Below are 19,100 nucleotides of genomic sequence, written 5' to 3'. Positions count from 1 at the left end.
AACACGAAGAAATTAAAATCGGGAACGGTGGTGTTATACCACTGTTCCCGGTTTTGTTGGTTGGCCGATGTGGGTTAAACCTCCAGGAAATCGAGGATCCCTTCTGCTGCGCGGCGACCTTCGTCGATGGCGGTAACGACCAGATCTGAGCCGCGGACAGCATCGCCGCCGGCAAAGATCTTGGTGTTGGTGGTCTGGAATGCGAAGCTGCCTTCTGCCGGGGCTTTGATCCGCCCCCACTGATCCAGTTCGACGTCATAAGCTGCCAGCCACGGCATCTTATGCGGCTGGAAACCGAAGGCCATGATAATGGCATCGGCTGCTAAGGTGTGTTCACTACCGGCAACTGGTTCGGGACGGCGACGGCCAGCTTCATCCGGCTCTCCCAAGGCAGTTCTGACCATTTTGACCCCAGAGACTTTGCCGCTGCGGTCAAGTTCGATGCCAACAGGCTGAAGGTTGAACATGAATTTCACGCCTTCTTCGCGGGCATTTTTTACTTCACGGCGTGAGCCCGGCATGTTGGCGGCGTCACGGCGGTAGGCACAGATAACATTCTTTGCACCTTGGCGAACAGAGGTACGAACACAGTCCATCGCGGTATCACCGCCACCCAGCACCACAACCCGCTTACCTTTCATATCAATAAAGTCGTTGCCGTTTTCCAGCTCCATCACCCGGTAGGTGTTGGAAATCAGAAACGGCAAGGCATCATAAACCCCCGGTGCCTCTTCGTTGTCGAGTCCGGCACGCATACTTTTATAGGTGCCGACCCCGAGGAATACCGCATCATATTCACTGAGCAGTTGTTCCATCTGGATATCTTTGCCGACTTCGGTATTGAGGCGGAACTCAACGCCCATATCGGAAAAGATCTTGCGGCGGTTGATCATCACCTCTTTTTCCAGTTTGAACGAGGGAATGCCGAAGGTCAGCAGGCCGCCGATTTCCGGATAGCGGTCGAAGACCACAGGTTTAACTCCGTTGCGAACCAGGATGTCGGCACAGGATAGGCCTGCAGGTCCGGCACCAATGATGGCTACTTTTTTGTCGGTCCATTCGACCTGAGACATATCCGGCTTCCAGCCCATTTCAAAGGCCTTGTCGGTAATGTATTTTTCGACATTGCCGATGGTGACGGCGCCAAAGTCATCATTAAGGGTGCAGGCTCCTTCACAGAGACGGTCCTGCGGACAGACCCGGCCGCACACTTCCGGCAAGGTGTTGGTCTGGTGCGACAGTTCAACGGCTTCGATAATCCTGCCCTCATTGGCCAGCTTCAGCCATTGCGGAATGTAGTTGTGGACCGGGCACTTCCATTCACAATACGGGTTACCGCAGCCAAGGCAACGGTCGGCTTGTGCGCTGGCTTGCTGTTGGGTAAAAGGTTCGTAGATTTCCACGAAGTCGATTTTGCGTATTTTCAACGGCTTCTTGGCCGGATCGATACGGGCGACGTCGATAAATTGGTAGATGTTCTGGCTCATTCGGTATCCCTCCCTTACTGTGCCTGAACACGCAGCTCAGCAGCGCTGAGGCTCTGGTGACCCAACAGGGTATTTACATCGGCAGTTTTCGGCTTGGCCAGATAGAACTTAGGGATCCACTGGTCGAAATCAGCCAGGATTTCCTGGGCTCGGTCTGAGCCTGTTTCTTCCAGGTGGCTGTCGATGAGTCCGCGCAGGTGTTCCTGATGGATTTTCAGATCATCCAGCGGCAGGGCTTCAATCAGCTCTGGATTAACGCGTCCTGCAAAGTCGCCGTCTTCATCCAATACATAGGCAAATCCGCCTGTCATACCGGCACCGAAGTTAACACCGGTCTTGCCGAGAATGGCGACGATGCCGCCTGTCATGTACTCGCAGGCGTTATCACCGGCTCCTTCAACCACGGCGATGGTGCCTGAGTTACGGACCGCAAAACGCTCGCCTGAAGTACCGGCTGCGAAGAACTTGCCTCCGGTGGCACCATACAGGCAGGTATTGCCGACAATGGTAGCTTCGTTAGATTTGAAGGCCGAACCTACCGGCGGACGGATGACAACCTTGCCGCCGGTCATGCCTTTGCCGACATAGTCATTGGCATCGCCGGTGAGATAGAGGTTGAGACCTCCGGCATTCCACACCCCGAAGGACTGTCCGGCTGTACCGGTCAGGTACAGGTTTATCGGGTTGGCAGCCATGCCCTGGTTTCCGTAGCGAAGGGCTATTTCACCTGACAGGCGGGCCCCGATGGAGCGGTCTGTATTACGGATGTCGTTATACAGGTCGGCTCCGCAGCCGCTTTCGATCGCCGGCAGAGCTTCGGCAAGCAGGGTGCTGCTCAGTACTGCCGGATCAAACGGGGTATTCGGTTCTGTGCAGTAAAGTGTCTTGCCTTCAACCGGTGTTGGGGAGTGCAGCAGGCTGGTTAACTCCAGCTTGCTTTGTTTGGAAGTAAACCCGTCGAGGATTTCCAGCAAATCAGTACGACCGATTAAGTCGGTGAGTTTTTCCACACCCAGCCGTGCCAGTAACTCCCTTACTTCTTCACCAAGGCCAATGAAATAGTTCATCACCTGTTCCGGCAGCCCTTTGAAGAAATCGCGGCGCAGCTTTTCATCCTGGGTTGCAACACCGGTTGCACAGTTGTTGAGGTGGCAGATCCGGAGATATTTACAGCCGAGGGCAACCATTGGCGCGGTACCGAAACCGAAGCTTTCGGCACCAAGGATTGCGGCTTTGACCACATCCAGACCGGTTTTCAGACCGCCGTCGACCTGAAGCCGGATTTTATGACGCAGGCCGTTGGCAACCAGTGCCTGCTGGGTTTCGGCCAGCCCTAATTCCCACGGGCTACCGGCATATTTAACCGAGGTCAGCGGGCTGGCACCGGTACCGCCGTCATAACCGGAGATGGTGATCAGGTCGGCATAGGCTTTGGCAACGCCGGTGGCGATGGTGCCGACACCCGGCTCGGAAACCAGCTTGACCGAGACCAGCGCCTTCGGGTTGATCTGCTTGAGGTCGAAGATCAGCTGCGCCAGATCTTCAATTGAGTAAATATCATGATGCGGTGGCGGTGAGATCAAGGTGACGCCTGGCACTGCATAACGCAATTTGGCTATTTCTGTGGTGACTTTGTGCCCCGGCAATTGACCGCCTTCGCCGGGCTTGGCTCCCTGAGCGACCTTGATTTGGATGACATCGGCATTGACCAGATAGTGCGGGGTGACACCGAAGCGGCCGGAGGCAACCTGTTTGATTCGCGAGTTACGTTCCCCCCCAAAGCGACGGGGATCTTCGCCGCCTTCCCCGGAGTTTGAGCAGCCGCCGAGGCGGTTCATGGCGATCGCCAGAGCTTCATGGGCTTCGGGGCTCAGGGCTCCGATAGACATCGCCGCCGAGTCGAAACGCTTATAGAGCCCGGAGGCCGGTTCAATGCTGGCGATATCGAGCGGATTGTCGGATTCCTTAAGGTTCAGCAGGTCACGCAGTGCCGCGACCGGGCGGTCATTAACCTGCTTGGCAAAGGTCAGATAATCCTGATAATCCCCGGTTTTGACCGCATGCTGCAGGGTTTGCACCACATCCGGGTTATAGGCATGGAACTCGCCGTCGTGGACGTACTTGAGCAGGCCGCCGTTTTCGAGCGGTTTACGCTTGAGCCATGCCCGGCGTGAAAGGTTGTACAAATCCTGCTGGAAGTCGTTGAAATCGGCTCCGCTGATACGGCTGGAAACGCCCCGGAAACAAAGGTCGATCACTTCTTCTCCTAAGCCTACCGCTTCGAATAATTTTGAGCAGCGGTAAGAGGCGATAGTGGAAATCCCCATTTTCGACATGATCTTATATAGCCCTTTGTTCATGCCGTCGCGGAAGTTGAGCATGACTTCACGGTAGGACTTGCTGATGGCACCGTTGTCGACCAGCTGGCCGAGGGATTCATAAGCCAGATAAGGATAGACGGCGGTGGCGCCGAATCCGAGCAGGACTGCAAACTGGTGCGGATCTCGGGCGGTGGCGGTTTCAATCACTATATTGGCGTCACAGCGCAGGTTGGTATCAACCAGCCGGGTCTGGACAGCACCGACAGCCATCGCTGCCGGAATTGGCAGTTTGTCCGGGTTGATCCCGCGGTCCGATAACACCACCAGCACAGTACCGTTGCGTACCAGGCGTTCAGCTTGATCTGCGAGATCAAGGATGGCCTGTTTAAGGTCCTTTTCTTCCGGATCATAGTTAATGTCGATGATGCTGTTGCGGTAGTACTGGCTGTCGAGCTCCAGCAATTGGACCAGATCCGAATAGAGCAGTATCGGAGATTTGAAAGCAACGCGGTGGGCGTGGCCGTCGGTTTCGCAGAACACATTCATCTCACGGCCGATACAGGTCGCCAGCGACATCACGTGCTTTTCCCGTAGCGGGTCAATTGGCGGATTGGTGACCTGGGCAAACATCTGGCGGAAATAGTCAGTGATGGCCCGCTCCTTTGATGACAGTACCGCAACCGGAGCATCGTCACCCATTGAACCGGTGGCTTCCTGGCCGTTTTCTCCGACAACCCGAAGCACCTGATCCAGCTCTTCGTTATTCACTCCGAACAGTTTCTGGTAGGTCTTCAGTTCGTTGTCATCGAAGGTACGGCAGCCGACCTGATCATCCCCCAATTCTTCGAACGGAACCAAGCGCTTAACGTTACTGTCCATCCATTCTTTATAGGGATGGCGGCTCATCAGCTCGTTGTCGATATCACCGGAGTGCCAGATTTTGTTGAATTTGGTGTCGATCACCAGCAGCTCACCGGGGCCAACCCGACCTTTTTCAGCAACTTCATCCGGGGCGTAGTCCCAGATCCCAATCTCTGATGCCAGGGTGATCAGCTTGTCTTTGGTGATGACATAGCGGGCTGGGCGCAGGCCGTTACGGTCGAGGTTACAGGCTGCATAGCGGCCGTCAGACATGACAATACCGGCCGGGCCGTCCCACGGCTCCATGTGCATGGTATTAAAGTCATAGAAGGCTCGAAGTTCGGGATCCATATCCGGGTGGTTCTGCCACGCCGGCGGAACCAGCATCCGCATCGCCCGGAACAGATCCATACCGCCGGAGAGGAAGAGTTCCAGCATATTATCCAGGCTTGATGAGTCCGAGCCGGTTTCATTGACGAACGGAGCGGCTGTTTGCAAATCCGGCAGCAATGGTGAGGAGAACTTGTAGGCTCGAGCCCGTGCCCACTGGCGGTTACCGGCGATAGTGTTAATTTCGCCGTTATGGGCGAGATAACGGAACGGCTGAGCCAGCGGCCAGCGCGGTTGGGTATTGGTCGAAAAACGCTGGTGGAACAGGCAAATCGATGATTCCAGGCGGATATCACCCAGATCGAGGTAGAACCGCGGCAGGTCGGCAGGCATGCACAGTCCTTTATAGACAGTTACCTGGGTCGACAGGCTGCAGATATAGAAATCCGGATCTTCGTTAATTCGCTTTTCTATCCGGCGACGAGCAATATAAAGGCGGCGGTCGACATCCCGTGGCTTCCAGCCTGCCGGGGCGTTGATAAAGACTTGTTCGATTTGCGGGAGTGATTCTGTGGCAATCGGCCCCAGTACTTTAGGATCAACCGGTACTTCACGCCAGCCGACAATGGAAAGGGTTTCTTTGGTCAGTTCTTCGCTGATAATAGTACGCGCCTGCTCGGCTTTGACCGGATCCTGGCTTAGGAAAATCATCCCCACAGCAAACTCGCGGGCGAGTTTCCAGTCCAGCTCTTCTGCGACAAGACGGTAAAAACTGTCGGGCTTTTTCATCAGCAGGCCGCAACCGTCACCGGTTTTGCCATCGGCGGCGATACCGCCTCGGTGGGTCATACGATCCAATGCGGATATAGCGGTACGGACAAGTTTGTGGCTGGTTTCCCCCTCTATGTGGGCGATAAGGCCAAAGCCACAGTTATCTTTTTCCAGCGTTGGGTCATACAGTGTCATTGCAACTCTCCCTTGCTTCTGCCCTCCGGACAGCGTTACTGCATATTTATGGCAATCTCCCTGATCACCTTTTCTGCTATTCAGCAATAGATGAAGTTAACGAGAATTTACAAAAAGGTCAAATATTCATCACAAGCCGAACGGGGTAAAAAACAGGTCAGAAGCCTTATGGTAACTGGTTGGGATTGTTTATTTTTTACTGTCGTGACACATTGTGTTTACATTTTGTGTGGTGCGATATAGACAGGGAAGGGTATGAAAAGTCGGCGTTTTCTCGGGATGGTGACGGATTATTACGGATAGCAGTTATGCAATAATGATTTAATGAGCTTGAATTGTTGCTGTGCCACGGTTTGCCATGCCGGGCTGGTTTGAGTGGTAATAAAAAGCCAGCTCCTGGGAGCTGGCTGATTCGGTAGAACAAAAGTGAATAAAATTAGCCTTTAGACAGCATAAGTGAATCCGCTTTTGCTTCCAGATTGGAATTACCCATCAGGTAATCATCGATTTCACGGGCACATTCCCTGCCTTCGCTGATACAACGTACAACCAAGGACTGGCCGGTACGCATGTCACCGGCAGCAAACACGCCTTTCTGGTTGGTAGCAAAGCCGTTGGTCGCGACATTGCCGCGCTCATCCAGTTTGATATCCAGCTGGGCCAGCACGCCGGTCGGTTCCGGGTGAAGGAAGCCCATTGCCAGGAAAGCCATATCACATGGAATGATGCGTTCTGAGCCATCAATCTCGGTAAAGCCCGGACGTTCACCCGCTTTTGCTTCTTCCCACTGAATATCTGCAATGCGGAGTGCGGTCAGGTTGCCGCTGTCATCACCGATAAACTCCTTGGTCAGGATGTTCCAATGGCGCTCACAGCCTTCTTCGTGAGAAGTCGAGGTGCGCAGGATTGTCGGGTATGACGGCCACGGTTGGCTGACCGGGCGTTTTTCCGATGGCACAGGCATGATTTCAACCTGAGTGATGCTGGCTGCACCATGGCGATTTGAGGTACCGACACAGTCAGAGCCGGTATCACCGCCGCCGATGACAACCACATGCTTGCCTTTGGCGTGGATTTCTTCGGCTTTCAGGTCCATATCGTTAGCGCGACGGTTGTTCTGGGCCAGGAATTCCATGGCGAAGTGAACACCTTGAAGGTCGCGCCCCGGGATCGGCAGGTTCCGAGGTACGGTTGAGCCGCCGGTCAGCAGCACCACATCAAAATCCTGACGTAGTTGCTGGGCGTTGATGTCGACGCCGATATGGGCATTCACTTCAAACTTGATCCCGGCCTCTGCCATCAGGGCAACCTTGCGGTCAATGATGTCCATGCCGAGCTTGAAATCCGGGATCCCGAAGCGCAGCAGGCCACCGACTTTTTCGTCACGCTCAAATACAGTTACGCAGTGACCAGCACTGTTGAGCTGCTCTGCCGCTGCCAGCCCAGCCGGGCCGGAACCGATGATAGCGACGGTTTTTCCGGTACGGGCACGCGGCTTTTTCGGCTTGGCGTAACCTTCCCGGTAGGCTGTTTCGACAATGGTTTTCTCGATGTTGCAGATGGTGATTGGATCCTGATTGATACCAAGCACACAGCCGCTTTCACAAGGGGCCGGGCAAACCCGGCCGGTAAATTCCGGAAAGTTGTTGGTTGAACTCAGGATGTTCCACGCTTCTTCCCAGCTGTCGCGGTATACCGCGTCATTGAACTCTGGGATGATATTACCCAGCGGGCAGGAGTTGTGGCAGAACGGCACGCCACAGTCCATGCAGCGTGATGCCTGAGTATTGATTTTGTCACCAAACTCTTTGTTCAGGACAAACTCTTTGTTGTCCTGGATCCGTACGCTCGGATCCAGTTTTTGTGGCAGCTCACGGCCAAATTCCAAAAATCCAGTAGGCTTACCCATTCACGGCCTCCAGCTCTTCCTTGTTTTCTGCTTCCGCTTTGCGATTTTGTAGTACAGCCTTGTAGTCGCGCGGCATGACTTTCACCATCTTCTCCAGATTTGCATCGAAGTTATCAAGGAAAGTCTGCGCCACTGTACTCCCGGTATGCTCAACATGTTTGGTCAGCATTGACTGTAGTAACTCACGGTCTTCCTGCTCGATTGGGTCCAGGTCAACCAGTTCCGGGTTAAGTTTGGTTTCGAAGTCACCATACTGATCCCAGACATACGCCACACCGCCGCTCATACCTGCGGCAAAGTTACGTCCGGTCTGGCCCAGGATGACAGCGACACCGCCGGTCATGTATTCACAACCGTGGTCACCGACGCCCTCGACAACCACTTTCGCACCTGAGTTACGAACACAGAAACGTTCGCCGGCCAGGCCGCGGATGTAGGATTCGCCAGAGGTTGCACCGTAGAAGCAGACGTTACCGACAACAATGTTGTCTTCTGGGATCAGGCCTGAGTTGGCATCCGGGTAAAGAACCAGCGTACCGCCGGACAGGCCTTTGCCCCAGTAGTCGTTGGCATCACCTTCCACTTCGAACTTCACGCCTTTCGCCAGGAATGCTCCGAAGCTCTGGCCCGCCGAACCATTGAACTTGATGTTCATCGGCTGTGGCAGTCCCTGGTCCTTGTAGACTTTCGAAATCTCGTTCGACAGCATGGTACCGGTACTGCGGTCGGTGTTGATGATGTCGAATTCGGCATCCACTTGTTTGCCTTCGCTCAGTGCCGGAGCCGCTGTTTCGATCAGCTTGCGGTCCAGAACCGCTTCCAGGTTGTGATTCTGTTCGCGCTGGTTGTACACGCCGTCTTCTTCACGCGGCTGCTCGATGTGCAGTACCGGGCTCAGATCCAGGTTCTGGTATTTCCAGTGCTCAATGTCTTCACGCAGTTTCAGCTTCTGAGCCTGGCCGACCATTTCGTCGATAGTACGGAAGCCTAGTTCTGCCATGATTTCACGCAGGCCCTGTGCCATGTATTTGAAGAAGGTAACTACGTCTTCAACACGACCGTCGAAGCGCTCACGCAGGGTCTTGTTCTGGGTAGCGATACCGACCGGGCAGGTGTTCTTATGACACTTACGCATCATGATACAGCCTTCAACAACCAGAGCCGCTGTTGCCACGCCCCATTCCTCAGCACCCAGCAGAGTTGCTACCGCAAGGTCGCGCGGGGTCTTCATCTGACCGTCGGTCTGCACCACGATACGGTTACGCAGGCCGTTTTTCAGCAGGGTCTGATGTGTTTCAGCCAGGCCCAGCTCCCATGGCAGGCCAGTATGGCGGATAGAGGAAATCGGTGATGCGCCTGTACCGCCGTCGAAACCGGCAATCAGAACCACGTCTGCTTTTGCTTTGGCCACACCGGAGGCAATGGTGCCGACACCGGCTTCCGATACCAGTTTGACGTTAACACGTCCGGCACGGTTGGCGTTTTTCAGGTCGTAGATCAGCTGCGCCAGATCCTCGATAGAGTAAATATCGTGGTGCGGCGGTGGTGAAATCAGGCCGACTCCCGGGGTTGAGTGTCGGGTTGCACCGATCCATTCATCTACTTTGTCACCCGGTAGCTGACCGCCTTCGCCCGGTTTGGCTCCCTGAGCCATCTTGATCTGAATTTCATCAGCGTTGGTCAGGTAGTATGAGGTTACACCGAAGCGGCCGGAAGCTACCTGTTTGATTGCTGAGCGCTCCCAGTCACCGTTGTCTTTCTTCTCAAAGCGGATCGGGTCTTCACCGCCTTCACCTGAGTTCGACTTGGCACCGATGCGGTTCATCGCGACTGCCAGGGTGGAGTGCGCTTCGTAGGAGATAGAGCCAAAGCTCATCGCCCCGGTAGCAAAACGCTTGAGGATGTTTTCGATTGGCTCGACGTCATCCAGCGGGACTGAACCGGCCGGATTCTTGATAAATTCCAGCTGGCTTCGCAGTGTTGCCGCTTTGTCACCCTGCTCGTCAATGGCTTGGGCATATTGCTTGAACTGGTCGTAGTCCTTGTTGCGGGTGGACTGCTGCAGCAGGCTGATGGTTTCCGGGTTGAACAGGTGCTTTTCGCCACGCTGTTTCCATTGGTAAACACCACCGACATCCAGCATCTTGATCGGGATTTCGCGGGTCGGGTAACCCAGACGGTGACGGATCAGGACTTCTTTGGCGATATCGTCAATCGTCAGGCCCTGGATACGCGATACCGTACCGGTAAAGTATTTGTCGACAACGGACTTGTTGATCCCCAGTGCTTCGAAGATCTGGGCACCGTGGTATGACTGCAGGGTCGAGATCCCCATTTTGGAGAAGATCTTAAGCAGGCCGCCATTGATACCTTTGCGGTAGTTGTTAAACAGCTCTTTTGTCGACAGTTCCGGATCCAGTTTGCGCTTGCTCTGCAGATCGACCAGCGTTTCGGTTACCAGGTACGGGTTCACCGCATTGGCACCGTAGCCGAACAGAGTGGCAAAGTGGTGGGTTTCGCGGGCATCACCGGTTTCAACCACAATGTCACACTTGGCGCGCAGGCCTTTGCGGATCAGGTGGTGGTGGACCGCGCCGACAGCCAGCATGGCAGGAATCGCCGCGTGGTTAGAGTTTACTGCACGGTCGGTCAGGATGATGATTGAGTAGCCGTCGACTACCGCATCTTCGGAATACTGGCAGATACGCTTCAGTGCGCGCTCCAGTTTGCCCGATTCGCCGTTGGCTCGGAAAACGATGTCCAGGGTTTTGGCCTGAAGGTGCTCGTTATCGATAGCACGCAGCTTTTCCAGTTCGGCGTTGGAAAGTACTGGTGATTCCAGCTCGACTTTCTGGCAGTGCTCCGGCGTTTCTGTCAGCAGGTTCTGATCTTTACCCAGATAGGTGTTAAGTGACATCACCATGCGCTCGCGGATCGGGTCGATCGGCGGGTTGGTTACCTGGGCAAACAGCTGCTTGAAATAGTTCGACAGGTGCTGTGATTGGTGTGACAGCACAGCCAGCGGCCAGTCGGCACCCATGGCACCCAGCGGCTCGTAACCGGTTTTCGCCAGTGGGACAATGATCTCGTTGACTTCTTCAGTGGTGATACCGAAGGCTTGCTGGTGGCTCAGCAGACGTTCCGGCGTCGGCTGGTGGTGCATGTTGTCAGCATCCGGCAGCGACTTGAGGCTCAGCAGGTTATCTTTAACCCACTGCTCATATGGCTGTGCCGACGCGATGGTGTCTTTGACTTCTTCGTCTGAGATGATCCGGCCCTGCTCCAGGTCGGCGACAAAGATTCGTCCAGGTTGCAGGCGGCCGCGGAACTGGATGTTCTCCGGCTCGACTTCGACTACACCGGACTCCGATGCCATGATTAGGAAGTCGTCTTTGGTCACGGTATAGCGCGACGGGCGCAGGCCGTTACGGTCAAGGGTTGCACCAACCTGAACGCCGTCAGTGAAGCAGACCGATGCCGGGCCGTCCCACGGCTCCATGATGTTAGCGTGGTACTGGTAGAAAGCACGACGCTTCGGATCCATGTTCTTGTTTTCCTGCCAGGCTTCCGGGATCAGCATCATCAGGGCATGCGGCAGGCTGCGGCCGGAGAGAACCAGAAGCTCCAGCGCCATATCGAAGTTGGATGAGTCCGAACCGCTTTCCTGGCAGATTGGCAACAGCATGTCGATTTCTTGCTGGCTAAACAGCTCCGACTCCAGAATTGCTTCACGGGCTTTCATCCAGTTCAGGTTACCGCGAACTGTGTTGATCTCGCCGTTGTGGGCAATGTAGCGGAAAGGCTGAGCCAGGCGCCATTTCGGGAATGTGTTGGTCGAAAAGCGCGAGTGAACCAGGGCCAGGGCTGTCACCATGGTTGGGTTTTGCAGATCCAGGAAGTACTGCGGCACCTGTTCGGTGGTCAACTGGCCTTTGTACACCAAGGTCTTGTAAGACATCGAGTTGATGTAGAAGTCATCGCCGATATTGGAAATGCTTTCAAGGCAGACACGGATGGTGTAGTTACGTAGTACGTAAAGCTTACGCTCCAGCACGGCTGGATCGAGGCTGGCACCGCCGGTAATAAAGACGTGTTCAAACTGTGGTTCGGTGCTGAGCGGGTCATCACCGATCATTGAGTTGTCGACCGGCAGAACGCGGTAGCCAATCACTTCAAGATCGAGGCGCTTGGCGTTACGTTCCAGGATATCGCGGCACTGCTGGCGTTTATATTCATCCTTGGGGAAGAGGACGACGCCAACACCGTATTGTTCGAATGAGGGTAGTTTAATACCCAGCTTAACGGTTTCTTCAAGTAAGAATTCGTGAGGTTTCTGAAGTAGGATACCGGCACCGTCACCACTGCTTGGATCGCAACCCTGGCCGCCACGGTGTTCCATCCGGGCAAGCATATCAAGGGCTTGGGTGACAATTTCGTGGGATTTCCGATTCTTCAGGTGGGCGACAAAGCCGATACCACAGGCATCGTGCTCCATTTCAGGCACATAAAGCCCCTGAGCATTAAGCTCTTGATCTGTCATAGATACTTCCTTCCAGTTTCAGCAGGCATCAGTCCAGAGCCTGAGTTATCCCTAATTTGTTATTTTCATCGTGATCGGCCTTGGGCGGACTCCTGTCCGGCCGGATGATGTTGTGTTTGCTGTGGGATGATGAGTGTCAATCATTAGCAAACGAAATTCTGTAGCACTTTTGTTCTGGTTTGCAAAAGTGCTGCGACGGCTAGGTTAGTGTGGTAGAAATCACTGCGTAGCGGAGTAATTTCATTACATTTGTTGTTCATAAAATGCACACTGCTGTAACTATCCTACAGTTTTGATTTATCAATTACCAACAAAAAATCGGGGCGTAACAGCATAAAAGTGTTATCTGTATGAATTTATAGCACGATTATCTGCTTGATTATTCGATAACAGTTCTCATTATGAATAAAAAAGGTCAATACAGGAGGAACTATCCTCTCATTTATCGTGATTATGGCAGACAAAAAATTATTCAGTTTTGTTGTTTTTTGTTAACAAATAGATGTGGGTTAGCCGGGGGCGCAAATAAAGCCGGGTTTATTGCTTTGACACATTTTCCGGATTGGCTTTTGGTGTTAATCTGCGCTGCTTTTCCTCATCAACAACTCAGGTGACACGATGCAGTTGCACGAACTAGTCAATACATTCGGACAGGATTTACAGCGGCGCTATGGAGAGAAAGTGCACAAGCTTACCCTTCACGGCGGATTCAGCTGTCCCAACCGTGATGGCACGATTGGTCGCGGCGGCTGTACTTTCTGTAATGTGGCCTCATTTGCCGATGAACAGGCGCAACATAAACCTATCACTGAACAGTTGAATCAGCGTGCTGGCGAAGTGAACCGCGCTAAGCGTTATCTTGCGTATTTCCAGGCTTATACCAGCACTTATGCTGAAGTACAGACGCTCAAAGCAATGTATGAAGAAGCACTGGAAGCGGCTGATATCGTTGGCTTGTGTGTAGGAACCCGCCCAGACTGTGTACCGGATGAGGTACTGGAACTGTTGGCTGGCTACCATCAGCAGGGATATGAAATTTGGCTGGAGCTGGGGCTACAGACGGCTAATGACAAGACGCTGAAGCGGATCAACCGCGGTCATGATTATGCCTGCTACGAGAAGATTACCAAACGTGCCCGTGCTCTGGGGCTGAAAGTGTGTGCTCACCTGATTGTCGGGCTGCCGGGTGATACCCGTGAAGATAACCTTGAAACTATCCGTAAGGTGGTGGATGCCGGGGTTGACGGTATTAAGTTGCACCCGCTGCATATTGTCGAAGGCAGTATTATGGGACTGTCCTGGAAAGCGGGGCGTCTGGTTGAACTCAGCCTTGAAGATTACACCGAGATTGCTTCTGAGATGATTCGTCTGACACCGCCGGACGTGGTATTTCACCGTGTTTCTGCCAGTGCTCGCAGGCCAACCCTGCTGGCTCCTATCTGGTGTGAAAACCGTTGGTTGGCAATGACGGAAATCGGCCGAAACCTTGATAAGCTCGGAGCTCAGGGGAGTGCGGTGGGTAACCCGTTTGTTTACCAGCCGATTGTCGCTTCAAAGTAAAAGTATGTTAGATTAGCGGGGAATATAATAAGTAGTCATTCAATAATACAATGCATACAGCTTGTCCCCGCTTCAGCATCAATAACAGTCTTATCCGACGACCCATGTTGGTCAGTTTTCAGGACATTCTAATGAAAGTGAACAGGCTTGTCGGTTCATTTTCAGCTGTGTTCCCCTCGATATACCTGTTCGCAATCGCTTGCTTGTTTCCTGGTGCCGGTCTTGCACTGGAACCATCGGTCAGCCTTCTCAGTAGTCCGGTACTGATTTTTACTCTAGTGCTGTTTATTCTGCTTGCTGGTGGTGGCTTGGTTGCGCTGGCGCTACTTCATCTCGATTCTTCTTCCTTCCGAAAGCTTCATGCTATTTTGACTCATATGCCGCTGGCGGTAGTGATTGTCAGAAAAAAAGACGGTGCTTTGCTGTATGCCAATAAAACCAGCTGTGAGTTGCTGGGTGTCAGGCGGTTAGACGGTTGCTACCTTTACCCGGATGATATCAGCCCTGAAATGATGTTTGATTTCCTGCGGCCATTCTCTTATTACCGGGGCTTTCGCAATGTAACTGAAGAGCTGCAGTTTTCTCGTGATCGTTTGATGAAGTTGAAGGTCTCGGGGCAGCCTGTTCGCTATAAATGGCAGGCGGCCTGGCTGCTTTTCATTGTTAAGCCTCAGGAGCCGCAGGCATCGGAGACGATGCTTGAGCAGGAACAGCGGGTCTTTCAGCAGGTACTGAACTCATTGTCAGAACTGGTTTACTTCCAGGATAAAAGCGGCCAGATCTTGGGGACCAACAAGGCATTTGATCGTTTCTGGCAGGGGCGTTTTGATGAAGGGGTGATGGACGAGGTTGATAGCTTCTCAGGCCATAACTCCAGCCATAGCTGGACAACAGCTCCGGACGGTTCCAGTCGGTTGCTGGAAACTAATAAGACGATGCTGATTGACGATAAAGGTGAGGCGATCGGTACCCTCAGTATCAGCCATGATGTGACTGACTGGCATGAGATGCAGGAGAACCTCAAACAGGAGATTGAGAGACGGGAAATAACCGAACAGGCGCTGGCGCAGCGTAATAACCTGTTCGATACCATAATGAATGCCTGCCAGGATCCAATCGGTCTTTATAACGAACATGGTGTTTATGTTGGCTGTAATGAGTCATTTGCCCGCTCACTAGGGCTCCGTCGCGAAGAGATGCTGGGACGCAGTGCTTCTGAATTGCTTGATGAAGAAGTCTGGCAAAACTACTGGGAATCGGATCAGCAGGTGATGCGAGACGGGCTGACAGTGAAGATGGATGACTATGTGATCCTTGATGACGGCACGCCTATTTGGTACGAGGTTTTGAAGTCGCCATATAAAGATCCGACTGACGGTACGGTCGGAGTGCTTATTATGGCGCGGGATGTGACAGAGCGGAAGATGGCCGAGCAGCAATTGGCTGATGCAATTATGGAGCTGCAGGAGCTGAGCTTTATTGACAGCCTGACCAAGGTAGCCAACCGTCGCAGTTTTGATGAGCAGTTGCGTAAGCTTTGGCACAGCCACATCCGCGAGCAGAATCCGCTGACGTTGATTTTGTGCGATATCGATAACTTCAAATCATTCAATGACAATTATGGCCACCAGCAGGGGGATTTTGCGCTGCGGGAAGTTGCCAAGGTGTTCCGAAATGTGGTGAAGCGTGAGACTGATGCCGTGGCACGTTACGGCGGCGAAGAATTTGCCTTCCTGTTGCCGAATACTGACATCAAAGGCGGTAAGGTGATTGCTGAGCGGGTGCACCGTCATTTGGCTGAAAAAGGCATCCTCCACGATTATTCTGATGTTGCTGAAAAGCTGACCGTCAGTTTGGGGGTAGCAACGGTGACTCCAAGGCCGCACCAGGATTACGGTGAGTTGGTTGAACTGGCAGATATTGCACTTTATCAGGCAAAATCAGCGGGGCGTAACTGTACTAAGCTGATGTCAGATCGGGTTGCAACTTAGCCTGTGTATTAACAATCTGCTTATTTTCAGGGCCTGCATTTGCAGGCTTTGTTTTATCTGAGATACATATCCTTTGGTTATCGGGCCGGGGCGATTATCATGATGGCAGCCTTTCATTAGTGGGAATAAATAATGAAACAAATCAAAGTTCTGGCTCAGTTTTATGTCGACTTGCTGGTGAAGCTGGGGATTGTCCGCTTCAGTATGTTACTGGCGCTGGCCTTGGTGGCCCTGGCAGTACTGGTGCAGGTTGGGGTAACTCTGGTTCTGCAAGGGAAGGTGGACAATATCGATATTGTCCGTTCAGTCTTTTTCGGTCTGTTGATCACGCCTTGGGCGGTGTATTTCCTGTCAGTGGTGGTTGATCAGCTTGAAGACTCACGCCAACGCCTGTCCAAGCTGGTGACCAAGCTGGAAGAGATGCGCTCGCGCGATATGCTGCTTAACAAGCAGTTGCAGGAAAATATCGCCCAGCTGAACCAGGAAATTGAAGAGCGGGTAAAAGCAGAAGAAGCCCGTGAGATTGCGATGCAGGATCTGGAAAACGAAGTGTTCCAGCGTGAAAAAGCCCAGTTGGATCTGGCTGAGCAAAGTGCTTTGCTGAAATCTTTTCTCGATGCTTCGCCTGATCTGATTTACTACCGTAATGAACAAGGCCAGTTTTCCGGTTGCAACCGGGCGATGGAAGAGCTGACGAACCGTACCGAGAAACAATTGGTAGGTCTGACTCCGAAGGATGTTTACAGTGAAGAGATTGCCCGTAAGATCGCCGAGACCGACCAACAGGTATTCAAGCAGAATGTTTCCCTCACTTATGAGCAATGGTTGGAATACCCGGATGGCCGTAAGGCGGTTTTCGAGTTGCGTAAAGTACCTTTCTACAGCCGTGACGGTCGCCGTCTGGGGCTTATGGGCTTTGGCCGCGATATTACCGATCGCAAGCAGTACCAGGACGCTTTGGAAAAAGCCAGCCGTGATAAAACCGCCTTTATTTCCACTATCAGCCATGAGCTGCGTACGCCGCTGAACGGCATTGTCGGTTTGAGCCGGATGCTGCTGGAGACACCGCTTAACGATGAGCAACGCGGTTATATGCGGACGGTACATGTCAGTGCGATCACCCTGGGTAATATTTTTAATGACATCATCGACATGGATAAGTCAGATCGCCGTCGTCTTGAGTTGCTACCTAAGCCGCTGGACTTTGAAGAGTTCGTGGTTGAGATGGGAAATATTTCCGGTCTGATGGCAGAGCAGAAAGGGTTGCGGTTCGATCTTGAGCGCCTGAGTGATTTGCCGCGCTATATCGAAGTTGATAGTACCCGACTGCGCCAGGTGCTGTGGAATCTGGTTAGTAACGCTACCAAGTTTACTAAAGATGGCGGCGTGATCCTGTCGGTGAGCGGTGAAATCATCGGTCAGCAGGCTGAAATCACGTTTGAAGTGGAAGACAGTGGGATCGGCATTCCGCAGGAAGAGTTGGATAAAATCTTTGCCATGTATTATCAGGTGAAAGATGAGAACAACAACCTGCATGCAGTCGGTACCGGTATCGGCCTGGCCGTATCGCGCCAACTGGTGCAGATGATGGGTGGTGACATTACCGTATCTTCTGAAGTTGGCGAGGGAAGTACCTTTACGGTAACAATTAGAGCTCCGCTGGTGGATCAGGTTGAAGACGATGAAGAAATGCCTGCGGTACAGCAGCTCGGCCTTAATATCTTCATGGTGGAAGATATTGAACTGAATATCACAGTTGCCAAAGCACTGCTGGAAAGTCTGGGTCATGAGGTAACAATTGCTATGCGCGGTGAAGAGGCGCTGGAGATGTTCAACCCTGATGATTTCGACCTGGTATTGCTTGATATCCAGCTGCCGGATATGACAGGTTTTGACATCGCGGCTAAGCTGCGTGAGCAGTATGACCACCTTCCGGCGCTTGTTGCCCTGACTGCCAATGTTATTAAGGACAAGGCGGAGTACCTTGAAAAAGGCATGGATGATGCGCTTAGTAAGCCGCTGAGTGTGAAGGCTATCAGTGACGTTATCCAGCGCCTGGTGCTGACCTGTCCGATTGACAGTGATGAGGCGATTGAAGAGCAGGAACAGGAATCAGGATCACCAAGTGATGAAATGATCAATCAGTTGTTGGACCTCGAGATGCTGACCTCCTATGTTGATATTGTGGGCACTAAGCCTGTTTATGACAGCATTGCTATGTTTGAGCAGAAAATGCCTGAATACATTGCGATTCTAGATTCAAATATGACGGCTAAGGATAAGGATGGCATCAAGTTTGAAGCACACAAAATCAAGGGAGCGGCAGGCTCTATCGGCCTTAAACATATCCAGCAGGTCGCGCAGAAAGCGCAGTCGCCTGAGCTGCCGGCTTGGTGGGAAAACATCAATGACTGGGTTGATGAGATCAAGGATGGTTACCAGAATGATTTGGCAGTGCTGAAAAACTGGCTGGCAACGAAGGAGAAATCATGATGAAGCTGAAAAAACTGACCTTGGGGCTCGCTTGTTTGTTGCTGGCAGCCTGTTCTGAACCGGAAAAGCCATCGTCAACAGAGGCTGAAGCGCCTGAGGTTGGTACTCCGACTGAGCAGACAGTGGAGCAAGCTGAAACAGAGGCTCCTGAACCGGCAGAACCACTGGCGACTGATATCTGGCAAGCTCCGACTGAGCTGACGCTTTCCGGTGTTACCGTGAATTTGCGTAGTGATCTTTGGCTTAACAGTATGCCGGTGATTGGTGATGACGGTACTCAACCTGCGATTAAACTACAGGCATCCGTGAAGCTGCAGTCGACGGATATGAAACCATTGCCGGGCGGTATCGAAATTACTCAGGTGTTGCTTGAACAGGGCGATAAGCAGTGGCTGGTGAATGAAAACCTGGAAGTGCGGGGCGAAGGTGAGTTGACTTTAGAGGTTGTGATGCAGGCCGGACCTGAATGGGAGTCGGGCAGTTTGGTCAATGTTGCTATTATCTTCAACTTTGATGGAGAAGAGCACAGGTTGGTAGAGCGTGATGTGGCAGTCAGCCAAGTGTTCTGACTCAGCGTTTTAAACAGAAGTACAAATAAGAAAGGCTCCGAAAGGAGCCTTTTTTAATGAAGTCAGCAATGTG

General features: G+C 52.8%; 8 protein-coding genes. 4 read left to right on the top strand and 4 right to left on the bottom strand.

The genetic code is table 11. From position 1 onward, the window contains the following. Window positions 1-74: 74 nt before the first annotated feature. The 4 genes from C942_RS22240 to gltB (C942_RS22225) form a co-directional block, all read right to left on the bottom strand. A complete protein-coding gene (locus C942_RS22240) occupies window positions 75-1,487 on the bottom strand; it encodes an FAD-dependent oxidoreductase (protein ID WP_007470628.1) in 1,413 nt (470 codons plus the stop codon). 14 nt (window positions 1,488-1,501) lie between these two features. Beyond that, entirely contained in the window at window positions 1,502-5,965 is a 4,464-nt protein-coding gene (gltB, locus tag C942_RS22235; protein WP_007470627.1) for a glutamate synthase large subunit, read from the bottom strand. A 436-nt stretch (window positions 5,966-6,401) separates the two neighbouring features. Beyond that, window positions 6,402-7,874, bottom strand: a complete 1,473-nt coding sequence (locus tag C942_RS22230) for a glutamate synthase subunit beta (RefSeq protein WP_007470626.1) — start codon at window positions 7,872-7,874, stop codon at window positions 6,402-6,404. Next, entirely contained in the window at window positions 7,867-12,414 is a 4,548-nt protein-coding gene (gene gltB / locus C942_RS22225; RefSeq protein ID WP_007470625.1) for a glutamate synthase large subunit, read from the bottom strand. Before gltB (C942_RS22225) ends, C942_RS22230 begins: the two co-directional genes overlap by 8 nt. A 618-nt stretch (window positions 12,415-13,032) precedes the next feature. Here gltB (C942_RS22225) and C942_RS22220 point away from each other — a divergent pair. From C942_RS22220 to C942_RS22205, 4 genes are all read left to right on the top strand, one after another. Beyond that, the gene (locus C942_RS22220; RefSeq protein ID WP_007470622.1) at window positions 13,033-13,974 is read left to right on the top strand and encodes a TIGR01212 family radical SAM protein; all 942 of its coding nucleotides are present in this window, start codon (window positions 13,033-13,035) and stop codon (window positions 13,972-13,974) included. A gap of 131 nt (window positions 13,975-14,105) precedes the next feature. Beyond that, window positions 14,106-15,965 carry a diguanylate cyclase domain-containing protein gene (locus C942_RS22215; protein ID WP_007470620.1) on the top strand — a complete coding sequence of 620 codons (1,860 nt, stop codon included), beginning with the start codon at window positions 14,106-14,108 and terminating at the stop codon, window positions 15,963-15,965. Window positions 15,966-16,097: 132 nt separating this feature from the next. Then, window positions 16,098-18,458 carry an aerobic respiration two-component sensor histidine kinase ArcB gene (arcB, locus tag C942_RS22210; protein WP_007470618.1) on the top strand — a complete coding sequence of 787 codons (2,361 nt, stop codon included), beginning with the start codon at window positions 16,098-16,100 and terminating at the stop codon, window positions 18,456-18,458. Continuing rightward, window positions 18,455-19,027: a hypothetical protein gene (locus tag C942_RS22205; protein WP_007470611.1), complete on the top strand. Its 573-nt coding sequence runs from the start codon at window positions 18,455-18,457 to the stop codon at window positions 19,025-19,027. Before arcB ends, C942_RS22205 begins: the two co-directional genes overlap by 4 nt. Window positions 19,028-19,100: the final 73 nt, after the last annotated feature.

The sequence above is a fragment of the Photobacterium marinum genome, from assembly GCF_000331515.1.
GTDB lineage: Bacteria > Pseudomonadota > Gammaproteobacteria > Enterobacterales > Vibrionaceae > Photobacterium > Photobacterium marinum.
This window is presented reverse-complemented; position numbering and strand designations above follow the sequence as displayed.